Below are 26,427 nucleotides of genomic sequence, written 5' to 3' on the forward strand. Positions count from 1 at the left end.
TTCCCCGCGCGACGCAATAGCCGTACCCGCGTCAATCGGCAAAAGCGGCGCCATCATGATCATTTACCGCCGGCACGGCGTGCTTTGGCCGACGTTGGCCGCGACATCGCGACAATCGCGCTGCCGCGCGACCGCTTCAGCTCGGCGTAATGATTCGCGACCGGGCTTTGTTTCGACCGCGATACACCGGATTGACTATTAACAGCAAACCGTACATGCTTTGCGCCACTGTACGACTGTATGATTGGATGCAGTGGAGCGACAAGGGGAGGTTCCACAGGGTGTCTCATGCTGCAAATCGGGCCGTAGCGATTCCCGAGGAATACCGCTTGCGCCTGCCCGGCCCAACCTTCGTACCAGAACGCATCCGGCAGGCTACCGCACGCCCCATCGTCAACCATCGCGGCCCGGAGTTCCGGGCGATGCTCGCCGATGCCGAGGAACGCCTCAAGCCCATCTTCGGCACGCGCAACCGCATTCTTTTTTTCGCCGCCTCCGGCAGCGGGATGATGGAAGCGGCGGTCGTCAATATCGCCAGCGCCGGCACGGAACTGCTGTTCGTTTCGCATGGTCAGTTCGGCGAACGCTTTGCCACGATCGCGCAGGAAATCGGCGCTCGCTTCGATCGGCTGGATATGCCATGGGGCAGCGACATCGACATCGACGCGGTGGCGCAGCGCCTGCGCGAAAAGACCTACCGCGCCGTATTCGTCATCCACAATGAAAGCTCGACCGCCATTACCGCCGACCTCGCGCGGCTCGGCGCCCTCGTGCGCGATACGCCGACGCTGCTCGTCACGGATTCGGTCAGCGGGCTGGCCGGTACCGAGATGAAGCAGGATGAATGGGGCGTCGACGTCGTCGTGTCGGCATCGCAGAAAGCCTTGATGTGCCCCCCCGGCCTGGGCCTGGCCAGCGTCAGTACCAAGGCCTGGGACGTCATCGATCGCGGCGACCACCTTCCCGCTTTCTATTGGAGCTTCAAGCGCGCGCTGGCGTCGCTGGAAAAAGGCGAAACGCCGTTCACGCCCGCCGTACCCGTCGTCTATGGACTGCTCGAGGCCCTGGACATGATTCACGCCGAAGGGCTGCCCCAGGTACTGGCCCGTCACCGCCGCCTGTCGACAGCCCTGCGCGATGGCGCGGCCGCCATCGACCTTCCCATCTTCGGGACGGGCCGCAACCTGTCCAGCACCGTTGTCGCGCTTTCGGTGCCGCAGGCATTGGATGGCGCGGCGATCGTCAAGGCGCTGTACGAACGCCATCGAACGGTGATCGCCGGCTCGCGGAACCGATTGTCCGGTCGGGTTATCCGCATCGGCACGATGGGAGACTTCGACGATGACACGATTCTGACCGACCTGACGCACCTGGAAAGCGTTCTCGCGGACCTGGGCCATGCGTTCACCTCCGGTGCCGGCATCGCCGCGGCACGCGCCAGCCTTGCCGCATCCAATTCAACGATAAACAAGGGGAAAACATGAAAAGCCTGCCCACCTGTATTGCGATATTGGCCCTCGCCACCGTCGGCGCAGCGGTGCCCGCGATGGCCGCGTCCGACCATGTGGTGCTGTACTCGGCCAATGACGACACCGTCAACAAATTGGTGGCCGACGGTTTCAAGCAGTCCACCGGCCTGACGGTGAACGTGATTTCCACCGGATCCGGCGTGCTGTTTCGGCGTATCGCCTCCGAACAGGGCAATCCGCAGGGCGATGTGGTGTGGGGTGTCAGCGCCGCCCTGCTCAAGCAGAACAGCAAGTATTTCCAGCCTTACGCCGTCCAGGGACGCGACGTCGTTCCCGCGCCGTATCGCGATCCCGACAATCTATGGGTCGGTACCAATATCCAGGTGGTCACCATCAACCGGAACAGCAAGGCCATTCCCGATAAGGACGCGCCCAAGCGCTGGGAAGATTTGCTCGACGCCAAATGGAAAGGCCGCCTCGCCTATACAGATCCGGCCAATTCCGGATTTTCCTACGCGGCGGCCACGGCCCTGCTCCAGGCCTGGGGCGACAACGATGCGGCCTGGCAGAAATTCGGCAAGCTGGTCGCCAATGCCAAGGTGCTGAACCGCTCGACCCTGGTGTTCGACGGCAATGGCAGCGGCGAGTATCCGCTGGGAATTTCCCTGGAATACGCGGGCTTCCTGTGGGCGCACAACGGCGCGCCGGTGGCGGTTGGCTATCCCGAGGACGGCACGGTCGCCCTGGCAGAAGGCGCGGCCATCATCAAGGGAGGCCCGGATCCGGACAACGCCCGAAAGCTGATCGACTACCTGGCCAGCAAGCCGACCCAGGAAATGCTGCTGAAGGCCACCTTCCGCCGCCCCGCCAGACAGGACGTCGACTTGAGCGTGGCAGGCAATATGCCGCCATTCAGCGCTATCAAGGTGTTGCCTTACGACGCTGCCAAGTGGGAATCCACCCGCGCCGAGACCCTGCGCCGCCTGAAGACGACCATCCAGGAAACGCGCTGAGCGCCCCGGTCCGCTGCTTCCATGACGACCATACGGATTGACGAGTTGGTCTGCAGCTACGGCGCGGCGCGGGCGGTGGATGGCATCTCGCTGACCATCGGCGACGGAGAGCTATTCACGCTGCTCGGCCCTTCCGGTTGCGGCAAGACCACGCTGCTGCGCAGCATCGCGGGCTTCACCGATATCGCGTCCGGCAGCATCCTGCTGGGTGAAACGCGTATCGACCGCCTGCCGGCGCACCGGCGCAACATTGCGATGGTGTTCCAGAACTACGCCATCTTTCCCAACCTGACCGTGGCCGACAACGTGGCGTACGGGTTGCGCGCGCGCAAGGTGCCGGCGGCTGCCATCGAGGCCCGCGTGCGCAAGGCGCTTGAACGGGTGCGCCTGGCGAACTACGGCCCGCGCTGGCCCCATCAACTGTCCGGCGGGCAATTGCAGCGCGTGGCCATCGCGCGCGCGCTGGTGATCGAACCCGCCGTGCTGTTGTTCGACGAGCCGCTATCCAACCTGGACGCCCAGCTACGCGTGGAGATGCGCGTCGAGATTCGCCAGTTGCAGAAATCGCTGGGCCTGACCGCGGTCTATGTCACCCACGATCAGGAAGAGGCGCTGGCCATTTCGGACCGCATCGCCGTACTGCGCGACGGCAGGGTCGAACAGGTGGGTTCGCCCGAAGCCATCTACCAGCAACCGCAAACGGCCTTCGTTGCGGAGTTCCTGGGAGGCACCAATATGCTGCCCGGCGTCGCCGGCCGCTTCGACGGCCAGACCAGCGAAGTCGCGACAGGCGGCACGACCATATCGGTGCAGGGCAAAGTGGCGGAACCGGGCGGCAAAGTGCTGCTCTCGATACGGCCCGAGGCCTTGCGGCTGGTGGACCAGGCGCCGGGGCCGCTGCTGCGTGCCAGGCTGGTGCTGCGCGAATTCCTGGGCCAGATCCAGCGGCTGCACGCCGCGCTGCCCGATGGCACGCCGATCCGGATCTCCGCGCTGGGCGCCTCGTTGGGCGGGATGGCCGAGGGCACACCGCTGACCCTGGCCTACGACCCCGCCCACATCATTGCGTTTCCTGCCTCATGAAGGGCTTTCGCTATGCGGTGTCCATCGGCGCGCTGGTCCTGCTGGCGCTATTCCTTCTCTATCCCCTGGCGCTGGTGCTGAACGCCAGCCTGCGGGTGGACGGCACCGGGCCTTTTACGCTGGCCAACTATGCGGGAATCTTCAATAGCGGCTATTACATCAAGAGTGTAAGCAACAGCCTGATCGCGGCGGCTTGCGCCACGGCGGGGGCCACCGCGATAGGCGTACCGCTGGCCTTCTGCATGGCCCGCGTGGACCTGCCGGCCAAGACCCTGCTCTTCACGCTGGCCTCGCTACCTCTGGTGCTGCCCTCTTTCGTGGCCGCCTATGCGCTGGTGCTGCTGTTCGGCCATGCCGGCGTTATCACGACCGCGCTGCGCGAAATCGGCGTGCCGATCGGTCCCATCTACGGCTTGCCCGGCATCATTGCGGTGTTCTCGCTGACCCTCTACCCCTATGTGCTGATGCCGGCCATGGCCGGCTTCAAGGCCATCGACATTTCCGTCGAAGAAGCCGCCCGCAACCTGGGCGGTTCGCGCTGGCACGTCTTTCGCACCGTACTGCTACCGGTAGTCATGCCGGCGGTACTCGCGGGGGCCCTGCTCGTCTTCATCGAAACCCTGGAGAATTTCGGCGTACCGTCCGTGCTTGCCGAGGACCGGCCTTTCCTGGCGGTCGACATCTTCAAGCTGTTCGCGGGCGAAGCGGACAACAACCCGGCCGCCGCCGGGGCCCTTAGCGTGCTGCTGATCCTGTGCACGGCACTCGGACTGCTGGCGCAGCGGCATTACCTGGGCAAGCGGCGCTTCACCACGAATGCGCGCAGCGCGCCGCCGGCACTGCCGCTATCGCGCGGCTGGAGCACGGTGGCGACATGCTACAGCTGGGGTATCGTGCTACTGTCGCTGATGCCTTTCATCGCCGTCCTGGGCATTTCCTTCCTGCGTTTCAGGGGGCCGGTGCTGACGTGGGAACTGGGACTGGGCAACTACGCGGGTTTGCTGGCAGGCTCGTACGAGCCGCTATACAACACCTTGATCCTGGCAACCGTGGCGGCCCTGGTGGCAACGATCATCGGCGCGCCCATCGGCTACATCGTCACGCGCCATCGCGGCCGGCTGTCCGCCACGCTGGACATGATAGGCATGGTGCCATTCGCCGTATCCGGCACCGTAATAGGCGTGGGTCTGATCCTGGCCTTCAACAACCAGCCCCTGGTGCTGACCGGCGGCTGGCTTATCCTGATTATTGCCTACGTCGTGCGCAAGCTGCCGTTCAGCGTACGCTCGGCGGCCGCCATCGTGCACCAGATCGAACCCAGTCTCGAAGAAGCCTCCATCAATCTCGGCGTCTCCCCATTCAAGACCTTCGTCGGCCTGGTCGTGCCGTTGATGGCCGGCGGCCTGGTCGGCGGCATGGTGCTGGTGTGGATAACGGTCGCCTCCGAACTCAGCTCGACCATCGTGCTGTACACCAGCCGCTGGTCCACCGTCACGGTGCGCATGTACCAGTTGCTGGAAGGCACCGGCGCCGGGTTGGCGGCCGCGGCGGCCGCGATATTGATATTTTTTACCGCCGTCCCGCTACTGCTGCTCCAGCTGCGCATGCGCCGGCGCGATAGCCCATTGATGTAGCGTCGACGATGCTGCCTGGAGTCCAAGGTGAACGATGCCTCAACCAAGGTCACGCTGAATTTCCGTAGCGACAACGTCGGTACGGCAAGCCCGGAGATTTTGCGCGCCATCGAGGCGGCCAATCGCGATCCCGCCGCCTCCTACGGCGACGACGACTACAGCGCGGCCGTCAACGAGGCCTTTTCGGCGCTGTTCGAAGCGCCGGTCACGGTGTTTCCGGTCGCCACCGGCACGGCGGCCAACGCCTTATCCCTGGCCTGCTGCGCACGACCGTGGGGCGCGATCTACTGTCATCAGGAAGCGCACGTTCATACATCGGAAGGCGGCGCCACGGAGTTCTATAGCGGCGGCGCGAAACTGGTGGCGCTGCCCGGCGAAAATTACAAACTGCCCGCGGCAACCCTGCGGGATGCCCTGGCGGCCGCCGAGCGCGGTATACGCAACCGGTCCCAGCCCGACGCGGTCACGATCACCCAGGCCAGCGAATACGGGACGGTGTATCGCCGCGACGAGATCGCCGCGATCGGTGCGATGGCCCACGAGGCCGGAATCCGATTCCACATGGACGGCGCGCGCTTCGCCAACGCACTTGCCACGCTGGGATGCAGTCCGGCCGAGATGACCTGGCGTGCCGGCGTCGACATCCTTTCCTTCGGTGTCACCAAGAATGGCGGCATGAATGCCGACGCCATCGTCGTATTCGATGCGGATCTGGTGGAGTCCCTGTCCTATCGCTTGCGCCGCGCCGGCCAGACCTGGTCGAAAATGCGCTTCGCCTCGGCCCAATTGCTGGCTTACGTACAAGACGACCTGTATCTACGCCTGGCCCGCCACTCGAATGCCATCGCCGCGCGCCTCAGCCAGGAATTGGCCGCATTGCCAGGCGTGGAACTGGCCGCCCCGGTCGACGCCAATATGTTGTTCCTGCGCATGCCGGCCCCCGCCATCCAGGCGATCGAGGCCGCCGGCGCGCGCTTCGGCCGCCGCCGCGGCGGCGTGATCCGATTGGTCACGCGCTTCGATATGGACGAGGCGGAGGCTGGCACGCTGGTCGATATCGTGCGATGCGCGCTGCTCTGACGCGACCCGAGCGCGCTTCCCGGCCAGCCGAGGCAGGCAGCACGCGTATCCAGCGAACATGAGCGGCATTGTGCATGGGCCACGCGCAGCCCTGCTGCCTTGCGCCGCCCCAGCGGTCGGACCAACGCAATATTGTATCGACAGGTATTTCACGTCATCGAGACCGATCGACCTGGCAGCGCAAACCACGGCCGAAAAAAGCAGTTTCGTATTTCGGTTCACGCAAAGCCGAAAGACACACTCCGTTGCACGACTAAGGGCGCCGCGGCCCTTGCGATAAGGGCGCTTTGGTACTGTTGCGCGTCCGCTTTTTATCGGTCTCGCAGCACCGTATAAGCGAACGTAGCGCACTTATCGCCACGGCCCCGGCCGTGGCGTTTTTTTTCGGGTTCAGAATGACTGCGTTTCCCTGCGAAGCCGTACGGCCAGACCGAGCAGGAGCACAGTGGGCAGCAATACGCTCCAGAATGAGCCCAGCTTGAACGCAAACGCTCCGATGATGGCGCCCAGGGCGAAGCCGATCACCGCCGGCAACATCTTTCCCATCCTGCGCCGGATCGCGGCGCGGGCCTCCGGTGTGGCGCGAGGCAGGTCCACCGCGTCGATCACGATCTGCGTCGTATTACCGGTCATGATGGTAGTGGGGCCGGCATCGGACAGAATGGTGCGCGACATCGCGTTTTGCACGCCCATTGCGGCCACGCCCAGCAAGCCGCATACGATGACCAGGGGTGCGCTCGGATCGCTCATGGGACTGGCCACCAGCCCTGCCACCATGAAAGCCGCCAGCAACGTACCCTCGAGGAAGAACAGCACCGCGATGACGGGTTGTTTCCGGCGGCGCAGCGTGGTTTCGAGCAAACGGGTGCAGCCCACCGCGAGGACGAAGGTCGGCAATGCCAACAGCTTGGTGAGCAGGCCCTCCGACGCGCCGATAAGCTGCACGCCGATCATGATGAAGTTGCCCGTCACGTGCGCCGTGAACAGGCCGAACAGCGCCGCGAAGCCCACGACATCCACGTAGCCGGCGGCGAACGATAGCAGCCAGCCCGGAATGTCGGCCGCCGCCGATTGCGAGGTCTGGGGCGCCTGGTACGTCGATGCCATCATTGGCTCCTGGACGGTGGATCGCAGTCGGCGTCGGCGGCGTCCGAGGACGCCGCGGCTTTTGGTGCATTGCCCGTAATCTTGGGCACGCATTCCTGCCGGAACCAGGCCGTCGTGACCGGCTCCCCGGCCATCATCCGCTTTACTGGTGGCAGGACCTGCTCTCCGATCAGCATGCCCAGCAGACCCACCAGGGCGATCGCCGGTGGAGCGGGCGATCGCACGCCGAGCAGCGAATAAATAATGCCCACCAATATACCCGCGCCCAGCGAGATCAAATACACCTTCATGACTGCACTCCTGTGATGGCGCGGGGGAAAGCATGGGTCGACGGAGGGACATGCTGCCTGGACAAGTCCTCCCACGCGACCAGCAGGAAGCCGCCCACCAGCCCCAGGTGCTCGAAGAACGCATTCGCCATCGCGAAGCGGGCATCGGGCGGGGCGCTCCAGAAACGGAGCGCGAGAAAGGTGGCGGCCAGCGTGAACGCGGCCAGCAGCAAAGCGCCCAGCCAGCGCCACCGTCCCAGCAGGATCATGGCCGATGCGCCCAGCTCCAATACGATGACGGCAACGGCCATGGGCTGTGCCGGAGCCAGGCCCAGCCGCTGGATTTCCGTTACCGCGCCGGGGAAATCATAAAGCTTGACCAGGCCGCCCTGCAGATAGGCGGCGCAGAGCAGCAGCAACGCGACCCAGTGGAGGCCGCGCGGCAAGCGCGGATGAGCGCCGGACTGCGGCGAGGAAGAATCGGACAATGGATTCATGGCGCGTTCCGCTCGTTCAAAAAGCCCAGCAAGAGCAGCCCAGCGCGCCCCAGAATGTTTTCTCATCGGAAACCGGCGTGCTGGAGGTCCACGCCCGCGCGTGCGCATGACCGTGCACGCCGCAAGACTGCGCGCAGCCGCACAGGGTCTTCAACGCAGTGCGGCGGGATGCCTGCGCGCGCGCCTGGTAGCCCCCACGGTGACGCACGGGCGACCAGTCGGGCATCGCCGGCGGGATCTCCGGGGCGTGTCCGTCGAACTCCCCGTCGCCGTAGACAACCTTGCCGCCCAGCACAGTCATGACGGACGTGATGTCCTGGATTTCGTCGCCGGGTACGGCGAAGTAATCGGCGGAAAGTACCGCCAGGTCGGCCAGCTGGCCGACCTTGATCTGGCCCTTCTTGCCGACTTCCGACGAGAACCAGGTATTGGCTTCGGTCCAAAGGCGCAGCGCAGTTTCGCGATCCAGCACATTGGCCTGCGGATACATGGACGTGCCGCCCACGGTCTTGCCGGTCGTTAGCCAATACAGGGAGACCCAGGGGTTATACGACGCCACGCGCGTGGCGTCGGTCCCGGCGCCCACTTTGACGCCCTTCTCCAGCATCCGCTTCACCGGCGGCGTGGCCTCCGCTGCCCTGGCACCGTAGCGTTCGACGAAGTATTCACCCTGGTAGGCCATGCGGTGCTGCACAGCAATGCCGCCGCCCAGCGCGGCGATGCGATCGATATTGCGGTCCGAGATCGTTTCGGCATGATCGAAGAACCAGTTCAGGCCGTCGAAGGGAACGTCGCGCGCCACTTTCTCATAGACATCCAGAGCACGGGAAATGGTCTGGTCGTACGTGGCGTGCAGGCGCCACGGCCAGCGCTTCTCCGCCAGCATGCGAATCACCGGTTCCAGGTCTCCTTCCATGGAGGGAGGCATGTCAGGACGTTCGACGCGGAAATCCTCGAAGTCCGCCGCGGAATACACCAGCATTTCGCCCGCGCCATTATGGCGGTACAGATCGTCTCCCTGCCCCGGCTTGACGGCGGCCGTCCACGTCTTGAAGTCGTTCAGTTCTTCCTTGGGCTTTTGCGTGAACAGGTTGTAGGCCAGTCGCACGGTCAGGTGCCCCGCCGCATGCAGCTGTTCGATGATGGCGTAGTCCTCGGGGTAGTTCTGGAAGCCGCCGCCGGCGTCGATCACGCCCGTCACGCCCAGCCGGTTCACTTCCCGCATGAAATGGCGCGTGGAGTTCAACTGGTATTCCGGCGGCAGCTTCGGCCCCTTGGCCAGGGTCGCGTACAGGATCGTGGCGTTGGGCTTGGCCAGCAGCAACCCGGTGGGGTTGCCATGGGCATCCCGCATGATCTCGCCGCCGGGGGGATTCGGTGTGTCCTTGGTATATCCCACCGCGCGCAACGCGGCGGCATTCAATATCGCGCGGTCGTACAGATGCAGGATGAATACCGGCGTATCGGGCGCCGCGGCATTCAATTCGTCTATCGTCGGCAGACGCTTTTCCACAAACTGGTGTTCGGTAAACCCCCCTACCACCCGCACCCATTGGGGCGCGGGCGTGCGGGCTACCTGGTCCTTGAGCATGCGCATGGCGTCCGCTAGCGAACGCACCCCATCCCAGCGCAGCTCCATGTTGTAGTTCAGCCCACCGCGGATGATATGCATGTGGCTGTCGATCAGGCCGGGGATAACACGTCGGCCATTCAGGTCTATCACCTGCGTGCGTGGGCCGGCCAGTTTCATGATGTCGTCGCGCAGCCCGACGCCGACAAACCGGCCATCCCGCACCGCTACCGCATCCGCCTGCGGGTTGGCGCGATCCAGCGTGGTGAACTTTCCATTGACCAGGACAAGGTCCGGAGTGGAGGGTTCGGTCATGACGAAACTCCGATTGCGAGTACCGCCCGCGTTGGCGCCGGCGAGGAACTAGCGGTGGTTGATTGGGGCGAGAAAACGCAGCCGCAAGATACCTTGCCGGTCGAAAAGGGTATTGGACAAAAGTGCGGTGATTTGGATAAAACGGCGACAGCCTACCTCGCCGGTCCGACCGCTCACAATACTGACAGACCCTAGTTTTTTCTCCACTGGGCGGGCGACACGCCTGTCAGCTTTTTGAACACACGGCTGAAATGGCTCTGGTCCGAAAAGCCGCAGTTGTGCGCGATGCTGGCGATATCGATATCCTGGCGCAGCATGTCCTTGGCCAGATCGACACGGGCACGCAGAATCCACTGATGCGGCGTCAATCCCGTCGATTGGAAGAATGCCTTGGTGAAATGTCCCGCCGAAATCCCGCATTCGGCAGCGATGTCCTCGACGGATATATTGGTGGCGACATGGTGGCGCATATATTCCACGATGCGCCTTTCACGACGTGCGCCCAATCTCGGGACATAGCTGCCGCATCGCAGGGGGCCGCCGTAGGTGGAAATAATATGGATCATCATCGCGCTGGCGATGTGATCGATATATAGCCGGTCCAAGTCATTGCGGCACTCCAGGGCCGGGGCGATCGCGTTCACCAGCGACAGCATCGTCCTGTCCACCCTGCCCGCCGGATTGCGCAGGAAAAAGTCGCGCGCCGCGCCGCTCTGGGCCGCCAGCTCGCGCAGTCGTTCATGATCGATCTGGATGCGGAAATTATCGAAGGCGGAAAGATGATGGCATCGCCACTCTTCTTCCAGATTGGTGATCGAGATGCCGCCCGCCTTATGGGACCCTTGATACACCAGTTTCCGCGAGCGCCACAGCCTGTGCAGCGGAAAGGGCCTGTTCTGGACGATGATCGCCGTGCGGCTGGCAACCGGCACATCGATGGGATCTGCCAGAGGCGCCATCGATTGCGCTCTTTCGATTCCCAGCGCGCCGACTTCCAGCTTGCAGCTCCTGCGGGGCTGCGATCCCGACTCGTTCGTTGACGCCATGCCGATGCTCGTCCAAGGATCGATCATTTAAGCAGGTCTGGCACCGGCTCGATAGGAGAGCGACCACACCATGGCCACGGGACACGCATGAAAAAAGGGCTTACAACGAGGAACGTTGTAAGCCCTTGATTTGCTTGGTAGGCCCCCCGAGAGTCGAACTCGGCACCAACGGATTATGAGTCCGCTGCTCTAACCAGGCATGAGCTAGAGGCCCTTATTGATCTTGTATCCTGCGCGCGCCCGGCCTTGTTACTGGCCTTCCAGGAAGCTCTTCAGCTTGTCGGCACGGCTGGGATGGCGCAGCTTGCGCAAGGCCTTGGCTTCGATCTGGCGGATCCGTTCGCGGGTGACGTCGAATTGCTTGCCGACTTCTTCCAGCGTCTGGTCCGTACTCATCTCGATGCCGGAGCGCATGCGCAAAACCTTGGCCTCGCGCGGAGTCAGAGAGTCTAGCACTTCCTTGACCACATCGCGCATGGAACCGTGCAAGGCAGCATCCGAAGGCGCCAGGGTGGCCGTGTCTTCGATGAAATCGCCCAGGTGCGAATCGTCGTCGTCACCGATGGGCGTTTCCATGGAGATCGGTTCCTTGGCGATCTTCAGGATCTTGCGGATCTTGTCTTCCGGCATGTCCATCTTCTGCGCCAGCGTCGCGGGATCGGGCTCGGCACCCGTCTCCTGCAGGATCTGACGGCTGATCCGGTTCATCTTGTTGATCGTTTCGATCATGTGGACCGGGATACGGATGGTTCGCGCCTGGTCGGGGATCGATCGCGTGATGGCCTGGCGGATCCACCATGTGGCATACGTGGAAAACTTGTAGCCGCGCCGGTACTCGAACTTGTCCACCGCCTTCATCAATCCGATGTTGCCTTCCTGGATCAGATCCAGGAATTGCAGACCGCGGTTGGTGTACTTCTTGGCGATGGAGATCACCAGGCGAAGGTTGGCCTCGGTCATTTCGCGCTTGGCCTTGCGAGCCTTGGCTTCGCCGGTGGCCATGCGCTTGTTGACTTCCTTCAGGTCCTTCAGCGGCAGAACGACTCGCGATTGCAGATCGATCAGCTTTTGCTGCAATTCCTGCACGGCCGGCACCTGGCGCTCCAGGGTCTCGGCGTACGGGTGGCCAGCGGCGACTTCATCCACGACCCATTGAAGGTTGGTTTCGTTGCCCGGGAACACCTTGATGAAATGCGACCGCGGCATGCCGGCACGATCCACGCAGGTGTGCAGGACGGCGCGTTCGAGCTGGCGCACTTCCTCGACCTGGTTGCGCAGGGTGTCGGCCAGGCGCTCCACCATCTTGGCGGTGAACCGGATGCCCATGAGCTCGTTCTGGATGGCTTCCTGCGCCTTCAGATAAATCGTCGACCGGTAGCCCTCCTGTTCGTAGGCACCGCGCATCTTTTCGAACTGCTTGCCGACCTCGTCGAACTTGGCCAGGGCCTTGACGCGCAGGTCTTCCAGCTGCTTGCTGCTCATGCCGCCGGCCGGACCGTCGTCGTTCTCGTCTTCTTCGGCCGTCACACCGGCGCCGGCGTATTCCTCGCCGTCTTCCGGATCGACCAGGCCGTCCACGACTTCGTCGATCTGCGCCTGGCCTTCACGCACACGCGTGACATGCGCCAGGATCTCGTTGATCGTGGTGGGGCAGGCGGAAATCGCCATGACCATGTGCTTCAGGCCGTCTTCGATGCGCTTGGCGATTTCGATTTCGCCTTCGCGCGTCAGCAGCTCGACCGAACCCATTTCACGCATGTACATGCGGACCGGATCCGTCGTGCGGCCGAAGTCGGAGTCCACCGTGGTCAGCGCGGCCTCGGCTTCGTCTTCCACGTCATCGTCGTTGGACGCGACCGGCGCGTTTTCACTCATCAGCAGGGTTTCGGCATCGGGGGCCTGATCGTAGACCGCGATCCCCATGTCGCTGAACGTGCTGATGATCCCGTCGATGGCTTCCGCATCGACCAGGTCGTCCGGCAAATGGTCGTTGATTTCGCCGTAGGTCAGGTAGCCGCGGTCCTTGCCCAGCTTGATCAGCTGCTTCAGGCGGTTGCGGCGGGCTTCGTATTCTTCCGGGGTGACGGGGCCGCGGGCGATCAGATCCTTGGGATCGCCCTTGCCGCGCTTGCCGCCGCGCTTGACCGGCTTCAGTTCAGGCAGGACTTCGCCCTCGCCGTCACCGGCATCGTCGAAATCGGCGTTGTCGTTGTTCTGGTTCTTGGCGGGCCGGCCGGGACGGCGGCCGCTGGGCACGGACGCGGGGCGACCGACCAGTTCGGCCAGCTTGTCTTCGGCCTTCTTCGCCTTGGCGGCCTTCTCGGGGGTGTCGGCCTTGGCAGCTTTCTTCGCGGCGGCCGGCTTCACGGTGGCGGACTTGGGCGCAACCTTGACGGCCGCTTTGGCCGATGTCTTTTCCGCCGCCTTGCTGGCAGCGGGCCTGGCCGTTTTGGCTTCTTCGGCCATTTCAACTGCTGAGGAGGTTTTGCCGATGGATTTCGTCATAGTCGCTTCCGTGGTCGTTGCAGGCGGAAAGCCTGCCGCACCGCTATCGACGGTCGGGACTGATGCCCCGGCCGAGTCAAGCCGCGTACTTTAAAAACTAACAACAGTGCTTGGAGATCGGCCGGTTCGTCACGCCCCATGCGCGAACATTGCAGAAGCCCCTGATGGGCGAGGCTGCGGGCCTGATCTTGGCGTGGTGCAGCACCTGGTCTTGCAATGTTCGGGCACATGTGCCGCAACTTACGTCCCATCCCGGTTGGCCACGCAGGAGTCCGGTAATTTCTGTCCTGCGCCATCCAACTATTGGGCCCTGCTCTTCCTGATTTCTGGTACCTTGAGTAATCTCGTGTCAATGCTTTGTTACGATGCCTTCGGTAGAATGCTTGCATTCAACCGGGACAACACAACCGCCAAGGGCTCGTCCGACACGCCGACATGGCCACGCAATCGCCATACATCCCGATCACGGCGGAATTGCGGCCCCAATTACGGTCCCAATTACGGCCCCAATCACGGCCGAACCCGATCCGAACTACCCGGATCACCCACAACTACCCGAATCATCCACATTAGACAGTGCCGCAACCGCGTGGTTCTGGGCGGCCCGGATGGAAGGTGTAGACCAGGGTGTGGACCAAGCCAAGGCGTAAACGCTCGCCGGACAACCTTTCCAGTCAGGAAAACCCTTGATTTTACCCTATTGAGTCACTCCCGGCATGCTTAATTGCCGCTAAACGCTTGGAAAGTTCCTGATACCTATCCCGGTCCTGCTGCGTCTGAAGGCCGGACCGCGCCAACTCATCGATCTCGGCCCGAATAGCTACGAATTCGATGCGATGTAGCGCGTCGTCCCATTCCGCCTGCGGATTGGGAAGGTCCTCTTCACCGACCACGTCCGCGCTCATGCTGCGCAATACCAGCTGGATATCCGATTCAGGCTCCGCCGCCTCCAGCAAGGCGCCCAGATGGCGCGCGCCGCTGCGCTGGGCCAGCACGATGAGATCCCTGACCATACCAAGGTGGGGCCCCCGATCCAATACTTCAAGCTGCTGATCCCCCATGGTATCCACCAGCTCAGGGTGAGAGAGCAGCAGCCGCAGCAGGCGGCGCGCCATGGTGGGAACGGGACGGCGCGGCTCTATCACGCCGCCGACCTTGTCCCGGTCGTCCCGGCGCGACCACTTTCCGCCCGGCCTGGCGTCGAAGCGCCGCCCGTTGAACCGACCCTTTTTTTCCTGTCGGCCGCCTTCCCATGAGGGCTCACCGGCCCCGTCGGGAATGGGCTCGTAGGAGAAGTCAGGCGGCGGCGCATCCGCCTCCATGCCCATGTCGAAGGGCACTTCCGAACGCGGCCCTGGCGAATGTCCCGAGGCGCCCACCGCAACGACACCCGACGGGTTGGCGGGCGGCCCCGCGGGCTGGGCCAGTGCCTGGGCGACTTCCTCGGGCGTCAATTGCACCAGCTTGCCCAGCTCGCGCTCTATCTGTGTCTTCAACCCGCAAGCCGGGATCGCGCCCAGCAGGGGCCGCGCCTCGTGCATGCAGGCCGCCCTACCCTCCGCTTCGGCAAGATTGTGGCGGGACGCCAATTCGTCGAGCAGGAACCGGGACAGGGCCGTGGCCTCGCCCAAGCTGGCACGGAAGGCCTCCGCACCGAATTCGCGCACATACGAATCCGGATCGTGCTCCGCGGGAAGGAATAGAAAGCGCAGATTGATGTCATCGCGCAGAACCGGAAGACAGGCCTGCAAGGCGCGCCAGGCCGCGCGCCGTCCAGCCTTGTCGCCGTCGAAGCTGAACACCACACGATCGCTGGCACGCAACAGTTTCTTGACGTGGTCCGGCGTGGTCGACGTGCCCAGGGTGGCCACGGCGTTGCCCAGTCCCAGTTGCGCCAGGCCGACCACACCCATATAGCCCTCGACCACAATGACCTGGCCCTCGACGCGCATGGCCTGCCGCGCCTCCCATAAGCCGTAGAGCTCATGACCCTTCGAGAAAATGGGTGTTTCCGGGGAATTCAGGTATTTGGGTTCGCCCTTGCCAATGATCCGCCCACCGAACCCGATCAACACGCCGCGGGCATTGCGGATCGGGAACATGACGCGCTCGCGAAAGCGGTCGTACCGGCGCCCATCTTCGGCCTCGATGACCAGGCCGGCCTCCACCAGCACGGGATCGTCGTAGCGACTGAACACCTGGGCCAGCCCCTGCCGATCGGTACCGGACCATCCAAGGCCGAACTGACGTGCGATCTCGCCCGTCAGGCCACGCTGCTTGAGATAACGGATGGCGGGCGCGGAAGCCCGTAACTGCTTCAGGTAGTAAGCCTGCGCCGCCTCGAGCACTTGGGTATGGCGCGAGACCTCTTCCTTGCGCCGCGCGGATTCCGCGCGCTGGCGCGGACTGCGGTCTTCTTCCGGCACGGTCATGCCGGCGGAGCCGGCCAGCGAACGCACCGCTTCAGGGAAGCTGGCGCCCGTGTGCTCCATCAGGAAAGTTATTGCGCTGCCATGAGCACCGCAACCAAAGCAGTGATAGAACTGCTTGGTCGGACTTACCGTGAAGGAAGGACTTTTTTCGTTATGAAAGGGACACAGGCCAAGCAGGTTGGCCCCACCCTTGCGCAACTGCACATAACGCCCAACCACATCGACAACGTCGACTCGGGCGAGCAGTTCCTGTATGAAAGATTCTGGAATCAATCAAATTCGAATCGATTTGGATCGATCCACAAATCAAAATACAGGCGTCAATACAGACGCGGGGGCAGTTGCTGGCTACGAATCCGCTTGTAGTGGCGCTTCACCGCGGCGGCGTGCTTGCGCTTGCGCTCTGCCGTGGGCTTCTCGTAGAACTCGCGCGAACGCAGTTCGGTCAGAAGACCCGTTTTTTCGATGGTGCGCTTGAAGCGGCGCAGGGCGGCTTCAAACGGTTCGTTTTCCTTCAGGCGAACAATAGGCATAGGTGCTGAGCGGTGCGGAGCAAAAAAATAGGGTGAAGTCGCCAGGGTGAATCGATTGTCTTTCGATACCCTCTTCGATACGACGCCGGCACTGAACTGGCACCGTATCCGGACTGAATAGGTACTGCAGAGTCGAAACCCTGACTTGGTAACAGGAGATTATAGCACGCTGAAAGTCAGGACGTCGAGCCCTTCCTTGTCCATGCCTCTAGCTGGTGGGGCCGCAGGCTGTCGTAGTCCTCGAAGGGCTGATGTATCCATGGATTGGTCATCAGTTTGCTGACGTAATAATCAGGGACAGCCTTGGCGTGCCCCTTCCACCATAGAACGGCGCTGCGCAGCTCCGTGATCGCCGGAAACTGGTGACGCAGATGTTCCATTACGCGGTTGAAGGTCAGACCGGTGTCGACCATGTCGTCGACCATCAGGACGCGGCCCGCCAGGCTACCTCGCGTGATGGTGATGAACTGGGCGATATCCAGCGCACCCTGCTTGGTGCCCGCAGCCTCGCGGTAGCTGCTGGTCGCCAGGATCCCCAACGGCACATCGAAAATACGGGAGAGCACATCGCCTACCCGCACGCCGCCGCGCGCCAGGCACAGGATCTGGTCGAACTGCCATTCCGAACGGTAAACCTGCAGGGCCAGCTGTTCGATCAGCCGGTGGTATTCATCCCAGCTGACCCAGAGGTCTTTGTCGGTGCTCGGCGGTAGAGCCATGGCGGTACGCTCCTACCCCTTCAGCGGATGACGCAGGACGATGGTTTCGGCGCGATCGGGACCGGTGGACACCAGGTCGATCGGCACCTCGCATACTTGCGCCACGCGTTCCAGGTAGGCGCGGGCGGCAGCCGGCAGCTTTTCGTATTCGGTAATGCCGACGGTGGATTCGGACCAGCCGGGCAATTCCTCGAACACCGCTTCGGCCTTGGCGACTTCCACGGCGCCATAGGGCAGCACGTCGCGGAATTCGCCATTGACCCGATAACCCACGCCGAGGCGGATGGTTTCGAGTCCATCCAGCACGTCGAGCTTGGTAATGCACAGGCCGGTGATACCGTTCAGACGGACGGAACGCTTGAGGGCAGCGCCGTCGAACCAGCCGCAGCGGCGCGGACGTCCGGTCACGGAGCCGAACTCCTTGCCGATGTTAGCCAGCCGCGCGCCGATTTCGTCCAGCAGTTCGGTGGGGAACGGGCCGGAGCCGACGCGCGTGGTGTATGCCTTCGTGATACCGAGGACGTAATCCAGCGACTGCGGACCGACACCCGCCCCCGCCGCCGCCGCGCCGGCGACGCAGTTGCTGCTGGTGACGTAGGGATAGGTGCCGTGATCGACATCCAGCAGCGCGCCCTGGGCGCCTTCGAACAACAGGCGTTGTCCGGCTTTCTGAGCGGCGAACAGATTGCTCGATACGTCGCGCACCATCGGGGCGATGGCCGGCGCCAACGCCATGGCCTGGTCGCGTACCTGGTTGGCGGAGACCGGCTCCGCGCCCAGGTACTGGGTAAGCACGAAGTTGTGGTAATCCAGCACTTCGGCCAGCTTCTGGTCGAACAGGTCGGCGTCGAACAGATCCTGAACGCGCAGGGCGCGACGGGCGATTTTGTCTTCGTACGCGGGGCCGATGCCGCGGCCGGTCGTGCCGATCTTGCCTTCACCCTTGCGCTTTTCGCGAGCCTGGTCCACGGCGACGTGGTACGGAAGGATCAGGGGGCAGATTTCGGAAATCTGCAGGCGCGAGCGCACATCCAGGCCGGCCGCTTCGAGCTCTTCGATTTCCTTGAGCAGCGCTTCCGGGGACAGCACGACGCCGTTGCCAATGTAGCAGGTGACCCCCGGGTGCATGATGCCCGACGGGATAAGGCGCAGGATGGTTTTCTTGCCGTTGATCCACAACGTGTGACCGGCATTGTGGCCACCCTGGAAACGCACGACGCCGTGGACGGACTCCGCCAGCCAGTCGACGATTTTTCCTTTGCCTTCGTCACCCCACTGGGTGCCGATAATGACTACGTTCTTGCTCATGATCGAGATTGAATATCGAGTTTCGCGGGAAACCGCGGATTCCGTCGGGACCCTCTTGAAAGAGGGGATGAGTCAAAGGTTGCGAACCTGCCATGCGCCGTTGTGGAGCGTGAGCTCACGGTCGCAGATGAATTCGTCCTGATCGTGCTCGTGGCCCGGCAGCACCTGCACGACGATCTCGCCGGACTGACGCAAGCCACGGACCGCGGCCACCAGGGCGGCATCCTGGCCCCAGGGAGCGCGCACGGCGCGCGAACGTTCCGCCGGCGGCAGGCCGGCGGCCAGTTTGCGCAGGTCCAGGCTGAAACCGGTCGCCGGGCGGGCACGCCCGAAGACGCGGCTGACATCGTCGTAGCGGCCGCCGCTGACCAGGGCGTCGTGCCACCCTTCCGCGTAAAGCGAAAAAGTCACGCCGGAGTGATAGCCGTAGCCGCGCACATCGGCCAGATCGATGCTGACGCGCAGTTCCGGCAGCGCCCGTACCAGTGCTTCAAGCGCTTCCAGCGCCTGCGCAATGCCGGGCAGCGGCGGGAGTTCGGCGCGGGCTCGGGCCAGCGTGCCGATGTCGCCGTAGAGGCCGGCCAGTGTGCGCAGCGTCTGCGTGGTCTGTGCGCTGGGGCCGTCCGGACTGCGGCCCAGATCCAGCAGGCCCGGGACGTCCTTGTCGCGCAGCAGCGCGTGGATCTGCTCGCCATGCGCCCTGGCCGCCGGGTCCGCGTCTATGATGGCGCGTACTACCCCCGGATGGCACAGATCCAGGCGCGGCTGATGCACGCCGGCGATAGTGACGGTATCGAGCACCAGCCGCAGGATTTCGATGTCCGCTTCCACGCCCGCATGGCCGTAGATTTCGGCGCCGATCTGCAGCAATTCGCGGTTGGAGAGCAGATCCGTCGGACGGGCATGCAGCACCGTGCCGCAATAGCACAGGCGGGTAACCCCCGCACGGTTCAGCAGATGCGCATCGATGCGCGAAACCTGCGGCGTCATGTCCGCGCGCACACCCAGCATCCGCCCCGAAAGCTGGTCGACCAGCTTGCTGGTGCGCAAGTCCAGGTCGGTGCCGGTACCGGACAGCAGGGAGTCGATGTATTCCACCAGGGGCGGCGCGACCAGCTCGAAACCGTAGGTACGGTAGAGATCGAGCAGTTTGCGACGCAGTTCCTCGATGCGCCGGGCCTCGGCGGGCAGAATGTCCGCCAGGCGCTCGGGGAGCAACCAGTTGCCCATGTTAATTACCTGATCATGCCTAGAAAGAAAGGGCCGCGCCAGACGATACCCGAACGACAAACAAACGAAAAAGCGGCTGAGGGGCGTAAGCCCGCTCAGCCGCTGCGGAATGTTTTAAAGCTTACGGGGTATTGTACATGGTTCGGGCGATCCCGCCAGCCCATGCCGCAACCCCGCTATCCCCTACTTTTTGACGTCCGGCAGGGTCCCCGGCGTGGTGCTGCCCGGGATACCGCCCAGGGTGCCGCTGGGCGCACCGGGCACCCCAACCGAGGACTTGAAGAACTGGAAGAACTCCGAACTGGGATCCACCACCAGCAGGTCGCCCAGCTTCGAGAACGACGAGCGGTAGGCTTCCAGGCTCTTGTAGAAGGTGTAGAAGACCGGATCCTTGCCGTACGAATCGGCATAGATGCTGCTGGCCCTGGCGTCGCCCTCGCCCATGATGGCCTGCGATTTCGCATAGGCATCGGCCAGAATTTCCTCGCGGCGGCGGTCGGCTTCCGCACGGATCTTTTCACCTTCGGCCGCGCCGATCGAGCGCAGCTCGTTGGCCACGCGCTTGCGTTCGGCTTCCATACGGCGATAGACGGACTCGGAGATCTCCGGCGCGAATTCGATCCGGCGCAGCCGCACATCGACGATCTGCACACCCAGCGGAGCGGCCCGCTTGGCAACGTTGGAGAGGATCTCCGCCATGACCTTTTCACGTTCGGTCGAGACAACGTCCTTGACGGTACGGACGTTGACGGCCGCATTCAGGGCGTCGCGGATCTGCGCCTGCAGGCGTTCCTGAGCAGCGCGTTCGTTGCCGCCGAAGGTGATGTAGTACAGGCGCGGATCGGCGATGCGCCACTTCACGTACGAGTCGATCAGTAGGTTCTTCTTTTCCGCCGTCTGGATACGTTCGGCGTCGGTCGACTCGATGGTCAGGATGCGCTTGTCCAGCGTGACGACGTTCTGGAACGGCGGCGGCGCCTTGAAATAAAGACCGGGCTCGCTGATGACCTTGCGGACCTCGCCCAGCGAGAACACCAGTGCATAGTCGCGTTCGCGGACGATGAAAACGCAGGATGAAAGCGCGGCCAGCACGATAAGCAGGCCGACCAGTATGGGCAGTAGACGTTGCATGTTCAGGGCTCCTCCGGTTAGCGCGACAGGCGATCGCGGGACAGCGTGTTGCCGCTGCCGGGGTTGCCGGATGTTTGCCCAGGGGCTGGACGTGGAGTTGGCGGGATAGTCGGCTGGCTGGCGCCGGGCAGGCTCAGGGAGCCGGACGCGGGCGAGTGCTTGCCGGCCTCCTGCGCGGCCTGCTGGATGATCTTGTCGATGGGCAGGTAGACGACATTATTGCCGCCCCGGGTATCGATCATGACCTTGCTGGCGCGGGAGAAGATTTCCTCCATGGTTTCCAGGTACATACGCTCGCGCATGACGGCGGGCGATTTGCGGTATTCGCTGACGATGCTATTGAAGCGCGAGGTGTTACCCGTCGCATCGCCGATGACCTTGGCCTTGTAGCCTTCGGCTTCCTGGATCATGCGCGATGCCTGCCCGGAGGCCAGCGGCACGACCTGGTTCGCATAGGCCTCGCCTTCGTTGATCTGGCGTTCGCGGTCTTGCCCCGCCTTGACGGCGTCGTCGAACGCGGCCTGCACCTGTTCGGGCGGTTGCACGTTCTGGATCGCCACGGTGCTGACCTGGATACCGGTGTCGTAGCGGTCCAGGATCTGCTGCATGAGCGCCTGCACCTGCGTCGCGACGTTGGTTCGGCCTTCGTAAAGGACATAATCCATGGGCTGCTTGCCCACGATCTCGCGCATGGCCGTTTCCGCGGCCTGGCGGACGGACTCGTCCGGATCGCGAGTGCGGAAAAGGTAATCGGGCGCGCCATCGGCACGCAGGCGGTATTGCACCACGAACTGCATATCGACGATGTTTTCGTCCGTGGTCAGCATCAGCGCTTCGGGCAGCACCTTATTGCGCGAACTGCCGCGGAAACCGACCTCGAAGGTTCGCAGCTGGGAAATATTGACGATTTCCTGGTTCTGGATCGGATACGGCATACGCCATTGGAAACCGGCCTGGGCGGTCTTGTAGTACTTGCCGAACTGGGTGACGACCGCCACCTGGCCTTCCTGGACGATATAGAAACCGCTGGCCAGCCACAACGCCACCAGGACGACGACGATCAGGCCGGCGCCGATACGCGCGTTCCGCGGCCCGTTGCCGCCGCCACCGCCAGGCCCGCCGGTACGGCCGCCCTGGTTGCCTTTGCGGCCGAACAAGGCGGCAATACGGTTATTGAAATCGCGCCAGACTTCATCCAGGTCGGGGGGACCATCCCCACTGCCTTGCGGACGACGGGGCGGTTCGGAGCCATTCTGGCCACCTCGGCCCCAGCCTGGGTCATTCAGATTGAACAGTTTGGATATTGGACGCATTATTTCCCGCAATCTGACCAGCCTGTGCAATTGCCGCGCGCAACGCATCCAGACCGGCGCGCTCGGCGGCGCTGACAAACACCCGCGCAATCGTACCATGGGCATTCTCTTCGACCCTGGGAGCCAGCCCCAGCAGATCGATCTTGTTATGGACCATGATGACCGGGATGTCGCCCGCGCCGATTTCGGTAAGGACCTTCTGGACTTCGTGGATCTGTTCGTCCCGCTGGGGGCTGGCGGCATCCACGATGTGCAGCAGGAGATCCGCGTGCACGGTTTCTTCGAGCGTCGCCCGGAAGGCGGCGATCAGCGTGGGCGGCAGGTCACGGATAAAACCGACCGTATCGGACAGGACGATGGAGCCGGCGCCTTCGATCCAGATGCGGCGCGTGGTCGTGTCCAGAGTGGCGAAGAGCTGGTCCGCCGCATAGGCGCCGGCGCGGGTCATGGCGTTGAATAGGCTGGATTTTCCCGCGTTCGTGTAGCCGACCAGGGAAACCGACAACGCCCCGCCCCGCGCCCGCGAACGGCGCTGGGTGACGCGCTGGCGCTCGACCTTGTCCAGCCGTTCGCGCAGCACCTTGACCCGGGCGCCGATCATGCGGCGATCCATTTCCAGCTGGGATTCACCCGGGCCTCGCATGCCGATGCCACCACGTTGGCGCTCGAGGTGAGTCCACAGGCGGGTCAAGCGCGTGGTCAGGTGCTGCAACTGCGCCAGCTCCACCTGCAGCTTGCCTTCATGGCTCTTGGCCCGCAGCGCGAAAATGTCCAGGATCAGGGCGACGCGATCGACCACGCGCAGGTTGAATTCGCGTTCCAGGTTGCGCTGTTGGGCCGGCGACAGGGGCTGGTCGAACAGAACAACGTCGGCATCGTGGGCACGAGCCACCAGGACGGCTTCCTGGACCTTGCCTGAACCGATGAAGTACTTGGCGTCCGGCCGGTCCCGGCGCGCCAGCACGGTATCGACGATCTCCGCGCCCGCACCGCGCGCCAGCATGGCGAACTCCTGGGCATGGGCCTCGAAATCGGGATTGCCGAGGTCGACACTGATGATCAACGCACGCATGCAGCCTCCTGGCCGGCGCGGGCGATACGAACGGCACGAAAAAAGGGAATATGAGAAAGCACGGGTGTCATCGCGCACGCGATGCGTGAACCGGCGGCATGAACCACACGCGCACAGTGAAAATGCCCGCCGACACGATGAGTGCGGCGGGCACGAAAAGCAAGGCGGCCATAGAGCGGCGCAGGGCCGCGTAAAAGACCGTGCGCGCAGCAGCTGGTGGAGCCGGCGCGACGGTCGGTCGAACGTTTATTCAGAAGGGATTTCCACCTGGAAATTGACCGCGCGGGCCGGAACGACAGTCGAGATCGCATGCTTGTAGACCATCTGGGTCACGGTATTGCGTAGCAGCACGACGTATTGATCGAAGGATTCGATCTGCCCCTGAAGCTTGATGCCGTTGACGAGATAAATGGACACGGGTACGTGATCCTTACGCAGCGTGTTCAAGAACGGATCTTGCAGAGTTTGCCCTTTATTGCTCATTGGCCAGGCTCCATTGTGTTGTTTTGGGGTGTTGTTTTGATAGTGGCAGACGCCGAATTAGCTACTCTACAGGGTTTTCCCGGGCGATGCCACTGAATGATGTGACGCAACATAACACTAAAAGTTCACACCAGAATCGTGCGCAAAGCGTGCACCAACGCGTCGCATTCCTGGGTCGTTCCAACCGAAATCCGCAAGTACCGGACGATGCGCGGATGGCTGAAGTGACGCACGATGATGCCCTTTTCCCGCAGTGCAGCAGCCAACGCCGCAGCGTCCCGGGCGGGGTGGCTGGCGAGCACGAAATTGGCGGCAGAAGGGATGACATCGAAGCCCAGCTCGCGCAGCGACGCCGCCAGGTCCTCCCGCGTATGGATGACAGCCGAACGGGTGAACTCGAAGTACTCGGTGTCTTCGATCGCGGCGGTGGCGCCGACCTCCGCCAGCCGGTCGATGGGGTAGGAGTTGAAGCTGTTCTTGACGCGCTCCAACCCTTCGATCAGGGCCGGGCTGCCGATGGCGAAGCCCACGCGCAAGCCGGCCAGAGAACGGGACTTGGACAGGGTTTGCACGACCAGCACATTGTCGTAGCGATTGGTCAGCGGCACCGCGGATTCCGCGCCAAAGTCCACGTAGGCCTCGTCGATCACGACAACCGCATCGGGATTGCCGGCCACGATGCGTTCGATGTCGGCAAGCGGCAGGGCACGCCCGGTCGGCGCATTCGGATTGGGAAAAAGGATCGGCCCCACCGGCTGCCCCGCGGCGGGCAGGTAGTCCCGCACATCGATGCTGAAGTCCTCGGCAAGCGGAATGACCTGATGGCGAACGCCATACAAACCGCAATACACCGGATAGAAGCTGTAGGTGATGTCCGGAAAGCGCAGAGGCGCGTCGTGGTTCAACAGGGCCTGGAACGCGATGGCCAGCACTTCGTCCGAACCGTTGCCGACAAAGACCTGGGGCAACGAGACGCCGTAATGGGTGGCGATCGCCTTGCGCAGGCGCTCCGAGCCGGGATCGGGATAAAGCCGCAGCCGCTCGTCGCAGGCCGCGCGCAGGGCGTCCAGCACCTTGGGCGACGGACCGAAGGGATTCTCGTTGGTATTGAGCTTGACGAGGTTCGCGAGCTTGGGCTGTTCGCCCGGAACATAGGGGCTGAGCCCGGCGACGACGGGGCTCCAGTAAGGGCTCATGACGGATCCTTGGCTGCTATTTATCCTGCACGTAGGGATTGCGCGAAGACTTGAATTCGATGCGCAGCGGCGTGCCGGCCAAATCGAAGGCATTTCGGAAGCGCGTTTCCAGGTAACGCCGGTAGGCATCCGGAATGGCGTCCAGCGCATTGCCGTGGATGACGACCAAAGGCGGGTTCTGGCCGCCCTGGTGGGCGTAGCGCATCTTGGGTCGGAAAATACCCTTGCGAGGCGGCGGCTGTTGCTCTACGGCGGCCTGCAGTTCACGCGTGAGCTTGGGGGTGGACAGCTTGGCGAACGCCGCCGCATGGGCGGCGTTGACGGACTTCAGCAGCGCCTTCACACCCGCACCCTTCAGGGCCGAGATAGTGTGCATCCGCGCAAAGGACAAGAAACGCAGCTTGCGCTCGAACTCGCGTTGAATGCGCTCGCGCTGGTCGGCATCCAGCCCGTCCCATTTATTGATGGCCACCACCACCGCGCGCCCGGTTTCCAGCACGAAGCCCGCGATATGGGCGTCCTGCTCGGAAATCTCGGTCTGCGCATCCAGCATCAGCAGCACCACGTTGCTGGCCTCGATGGCCTGCAGGGTCTTGATTACCGAAAATTTCTCGACAGCCTCGAATACCTTGCCGCGCTTGCGCAGTCCCGCCGTGTCGATCAGCGTGTAGCGCTTGCCATCGCGGTCGAAGTCGATTTCGATGGCATCGCGCGTCGTCCCCGGCATATCGAAGGCAATGACGCGTTCCTCGCCGAGCAGCGTATTGATAAGCGTGGACTTGCCGACGTTGGGGCGGCCGACAATGGCCAGTTTGATACGGTAATCGGCCGCGGGCGCGCTGAACTGGCCCTCCGGCAGCGGCGTGTCTTCGCCATCCGCGATATCCGCCTGCTCGTCCTCGGACGGTTCCGGTTCGGGCTCTACGAGGCCTTCGAGGGCGTGCTCGATGAGGTCCACGATGCCATCGCCGTGCGCCGCGGAAATCGGCCACGGCTGGCCCAGGCCCAGTTCGTGGAAGTCGGTCGTGGCCGCCATGCCCATGCCTTCGGCCTTGTTGACCGCGAGCAGGATGCGCCGCTGCCCGGAGCGGCGCAGCAGCTCGGCGATCTCGTGATCGTGCCCGTTGACGCCCGCGCGCCCGTCGACAAGGAAAATGACCACGTCGGCTTCGGCGATCGCCTGACGGGTCTGGCGTGCCATCTCGCGCAGGATGCCATCCTTGGCGACCGGCTCGAACCCGCCCGTGTCGATGACGATGAAGGGATAGTCCCCCACCCTGCCCTCGCCGTAGTGGCGATCGCGCGTCAGTCCCGAATAGTCGGCGACCAGGGCGGCGCGCGAACGCGTCAGGCGATTGAAAAGGGTGGACTTCCCGACATTGGGACGGCCGACCAGAGCGACGACAGGCTTGAAGGACACGG

General features: G+C 63.4%; 22 protein-coding genes and 1 tRNA gene. 5 read left to right on the top strand and 18 right to left on the bottom strand.

What is annotated here, in order from left to right; genetic code table 11:
* The first annotated feature begins 329 nt into the window (after positions 1-329).
* The 5 genes from ACO1P8_RS00870 to ACO1P8_RS00890 are packed head-to-tail and all read left to right on the top strand — an operon-like array spanning position 330 to position 6,279.
* Positions 330-1,484: a pyridoxal-phosphate-dependent aminotransferase family protein gene (locus ACO1P8_RS00870; RefSeq protein WP_486294046.1), complete on the top strand. Its 1,155-nt coding sequence runs from the start codon at positions 330-332 to the stop codon at positions 1,482-1,484.
* The gene (locus ACO1P8_RS00875; protein WP_486294047.1) at positions 1,481-2,482 is read left to right on the top strand and encodes an extracellular solute-binding protein; all 1,002 of its coding nucleotides are present in this window, start codon (positions 1,481-1,483) and stop codon (positions 2,480-2,482) included. Before ACO1P8_RS00870 ends, ACO1P8_RS00875 begins: the two co-directional genes overlap by 4 nt.
* A 21-nt stretch (positions 2,483-2,503) precedes the next feature.
* Positions 2,504-3,565: an ABC transporter ATP-binding protein gene (locus tag ACO1P8_RS00880; protein WP_486294048.1), complete on the top strand. Its 1,062-nt coding sequence runs from the start codon at positions 2,504-2,506 to the stop codon at positions 3,563-3,565.
* Positions 3,562-5,199 carry an ABC transporter permease gene (locus ACO1P8_RS00885; protein WP_486294049.1) on the top strand — a complete coding sequence of 546 codons (1,638 nt, stop codon included), beginning with the start codon at positions 3,562-3,564 and terminating at the stop codon, positions 5,197-5,199. Before ACO1P8_RS00880 ends, ACO1P8_RS00885 begins: the two co-directional genes overlap by 4 nt.
* Before the next feature lie 27 nt (positions 5,200-5,226).
* Positions 5,227-6,279, top strand: coding sequence for a threonine aldolase family protein (locus ACO1P8_RS00890; RefSeq protein WP_486294050.1), 1,053 nt, complete (start codon positions 5,227-5,229; stop codon positions 6,277-6,279).
* Positions 6,280-6,669: 390 nt separating this feature from the next.
* On the opposite strand, the gene ACO1P8_RS00895 is transcribed toward ACO1P8_RS00890, so the two are convergent.
* From ACO1P8_RS00895 to der, 18 genes are all read right to left on the bottom strand, one after another.
* The gene (locus ACO1P8_RS00895) at positions 6,670-7,389 is read right to left on the bottom strand and encodes a YoaK family protein (RefSeq protein ID WP_486294051.1); all 720 of its coding nucleotides are present in this window, start codon (positions 7,387-7,389) and stop codon (positions 6,670-6,672) included.
* Positions 7,386-7,676, bottom strand: coding sequence for a XapX domain-containing protein (locus tag ACO1P8_RS00900; protein ID WP_486294052.1), 291 nt, complete (start codon positions 7,674-7,676; stop codon positions 7,386-7,388). The genes ACO1P8_RS00895 and ACO1P8_RS00900 overlap by 4 nt, the downstream gene beginning before the upstream one ends.
* The gene (locus tag ACO1P8_RS00905; RefSeq protein WP_486294053.1) at positions 7,673-8,152 is read right to left on the bottom strand and encodes a DoxX family protein; all 480 of its coding nucleotides are present in this window, start codon (positions 8,150-8,152) and stop codon (positions 7,673-7,675) included. The genes ACO1P8_RS00900 and ACO1P8_RS00905 overlap by 4 nt, the downstream gene beginning before the upstream one ends.
* Before the next feature lie 16 nt (positions 8,153-8,168).
* Positions 8,169-10,037 carry an amidohydrolase gene (locus ACO1P8_RS00910; RefSeq protein ID WP_486294054.1) on the bottom strand — a complete coding sequence of 623 codons (1,869 nt, stop codon included), beginning with the start codon at positions 10,035-10,037 and terminating at the stop codon, positions 8,169-8,171.
* Between the two features lie 191 nt (positions 10,038-10,228).
* Complete coding sequence (locus tag ACO1P8_RS00915; protein WP_486294055.1) at positions 10,229-11,083, bottom strand: helix-turn-helix domain-containing protein; 855 nt, start codon at positions 11,081-11,083, stop codon at positions 10,229-10,231.
* Positions 11,084-11,218: 135 nt separating this feature from the next.
* Positions 11,219-11,297: transfer RNA gene (locus ACO1P8_RS00920), tRNA-Ile, on the bottom strand.
* Positions 11,298-11,332: 35 nt separating this feature from the next.
* Positions 11,333-13,588, bottom strand: coding sequence for an RNA polymerase sigma factor RpoD (gene rpoD, locus ACO1P8_RS00925; RefSeq protein WP_486294056.1), 2,256 nt, complete (start codon positions 13,586-13,588; stop codon positions 11,333-11,335).
* Positions 13,589-14,280: 692 nt separating this feature from the next.
* On the bottom strand, positions 14,281-16,293 hold the full coding sequence (gene dnaG / locus ACO1P8_RS00930; RefSeq protein ID WP_486294057.1) for a DNA primase: 2,013 nt from the start codon (positions 16,291-16,293) through the stop codon (positions 14,281-14,283).
* Positions 16,294-16,340: 47 nt separating this feature from the next.
* A complete protein-coding gene (gene rpsU, locus ACO1P8_RS00935) occupies positions 16,341-16,553 on the bottom strand; it encodes a 30S ribosomal protein S21 (protein WP_006218592.1) in 213 nt (70 codons plus the stop codon).
* 176 nt (positions 16,554-16,729) lie between these two features.
* Positions 16,730-17,272: a phosphoribosyltransferase gene (locus tag ACO1P8_RS00940; RefSeq protein WP_094841269.1), complete on the bottom strand. Its 543-nt coding sequence runs from the start codon at positions 17,270-17,272 to the stop codon at positions 16,730-16,732.
* Between the two features lie 12 nt (positions 17,273-17,284).
* Complete coding sequence (locus ACO1P8_RS00945; RefSeq protein WP_094841268.1) at positions 17,285-18,580, bottom strand: adenylosuccinate synthase; 1,296 nt, start codon at positions 18,578-18,580, stop codon at positions 17,285-17,287.
* Between the two features lie 72 nt (positions 18,581-18,652).
* Positions 18,653-19,810, bottom strand: a complete 1,158-nt coding sequence (locus ACO1P8_RS00950) for an ATP phosphoribosyltransferase regulatory subunit (protein ID WP_486294058.1) — start codon at positions 19,808-19,810, stop codon at positions 18,653-18,655.
* Positions 19,811-19,993: 183 nt separating this feature from the next.
* Complete coding sequence (hflC, locus tag ACO1P8_RS00955; RefSeq protein ID WP_486294059.1) at positions 19,994-20,941, bottom strand: protease modulator HflC; 948 nt, start codon at positions 20,939-20,941, stop codon at positions 19,994-19,996.
* Between the two features lie 17 nt (positions 20,942-20,958).
* A complete protein-coding gene (hflK, locus tag ACO1P8_RS00960) occupies positions 20,959-22,254 on the bottom strand; it encodes an FtsH protease activity modulator HflK (protein WP_486294060.1) in 1,296 nt (431 codons plus the stop codon).
* Positions 22,220-23,326 (bottom strand): GTPase HflX, encoded by a 1,107-nt coding sequence (gene hflX / locus ACO1P8_RS00965; RefSeq protein WP_486294061.1) that lies wholly within the window; start codon positions 23,324-23,326, stop codon positions 22,220-22,222. Before hflX ends, hflK begins: the two co-directional genes overlap by 35 nt.
* Positions 23,327-23,572: 246 nt before the next feature.
* Positions 23,573-23,809: an RNA chaperone Hfq gene (gene hfq, locus ACO1P8_RS00970; RefSeq protein ID WP_066347256.1), complete on the bottom strand. Its 237-nt coding sequence runs from the start codon at positions 23,807-23,809 to the stop codon at positions 23,573-23,575.
* A 125-nt stretch (positions 23,810-23,934) separates the two neighbouring features.
* Complete coding sequence (gene hisC / locus ACO1P8_RS00975) at positions 23,935-25,005, bottom strand: histidinol-phosphate transaminase (RefSeq protein ID WP_486294062.1); 1,071 nt, start codon at positions 25,003-25,005, stop codon at positions 23,935-23,937.
* Between the two features lie 16 nt (positions 25,006-25,021).
* Entirely contained in the window at positions 25,022-26,425 is a 1,404-nt protein-coding gene (gene der, locus ACO1P8_RS00980; protein WP_486294063.1) for a ribosome biogenesis GTPase Der, read from the bottom strand.
* Positions 26,426-26,427 lie beyond the last annotated feature (2 nt).

Source organism: Bordetella sp. (genome assembly GCF_057362025.1).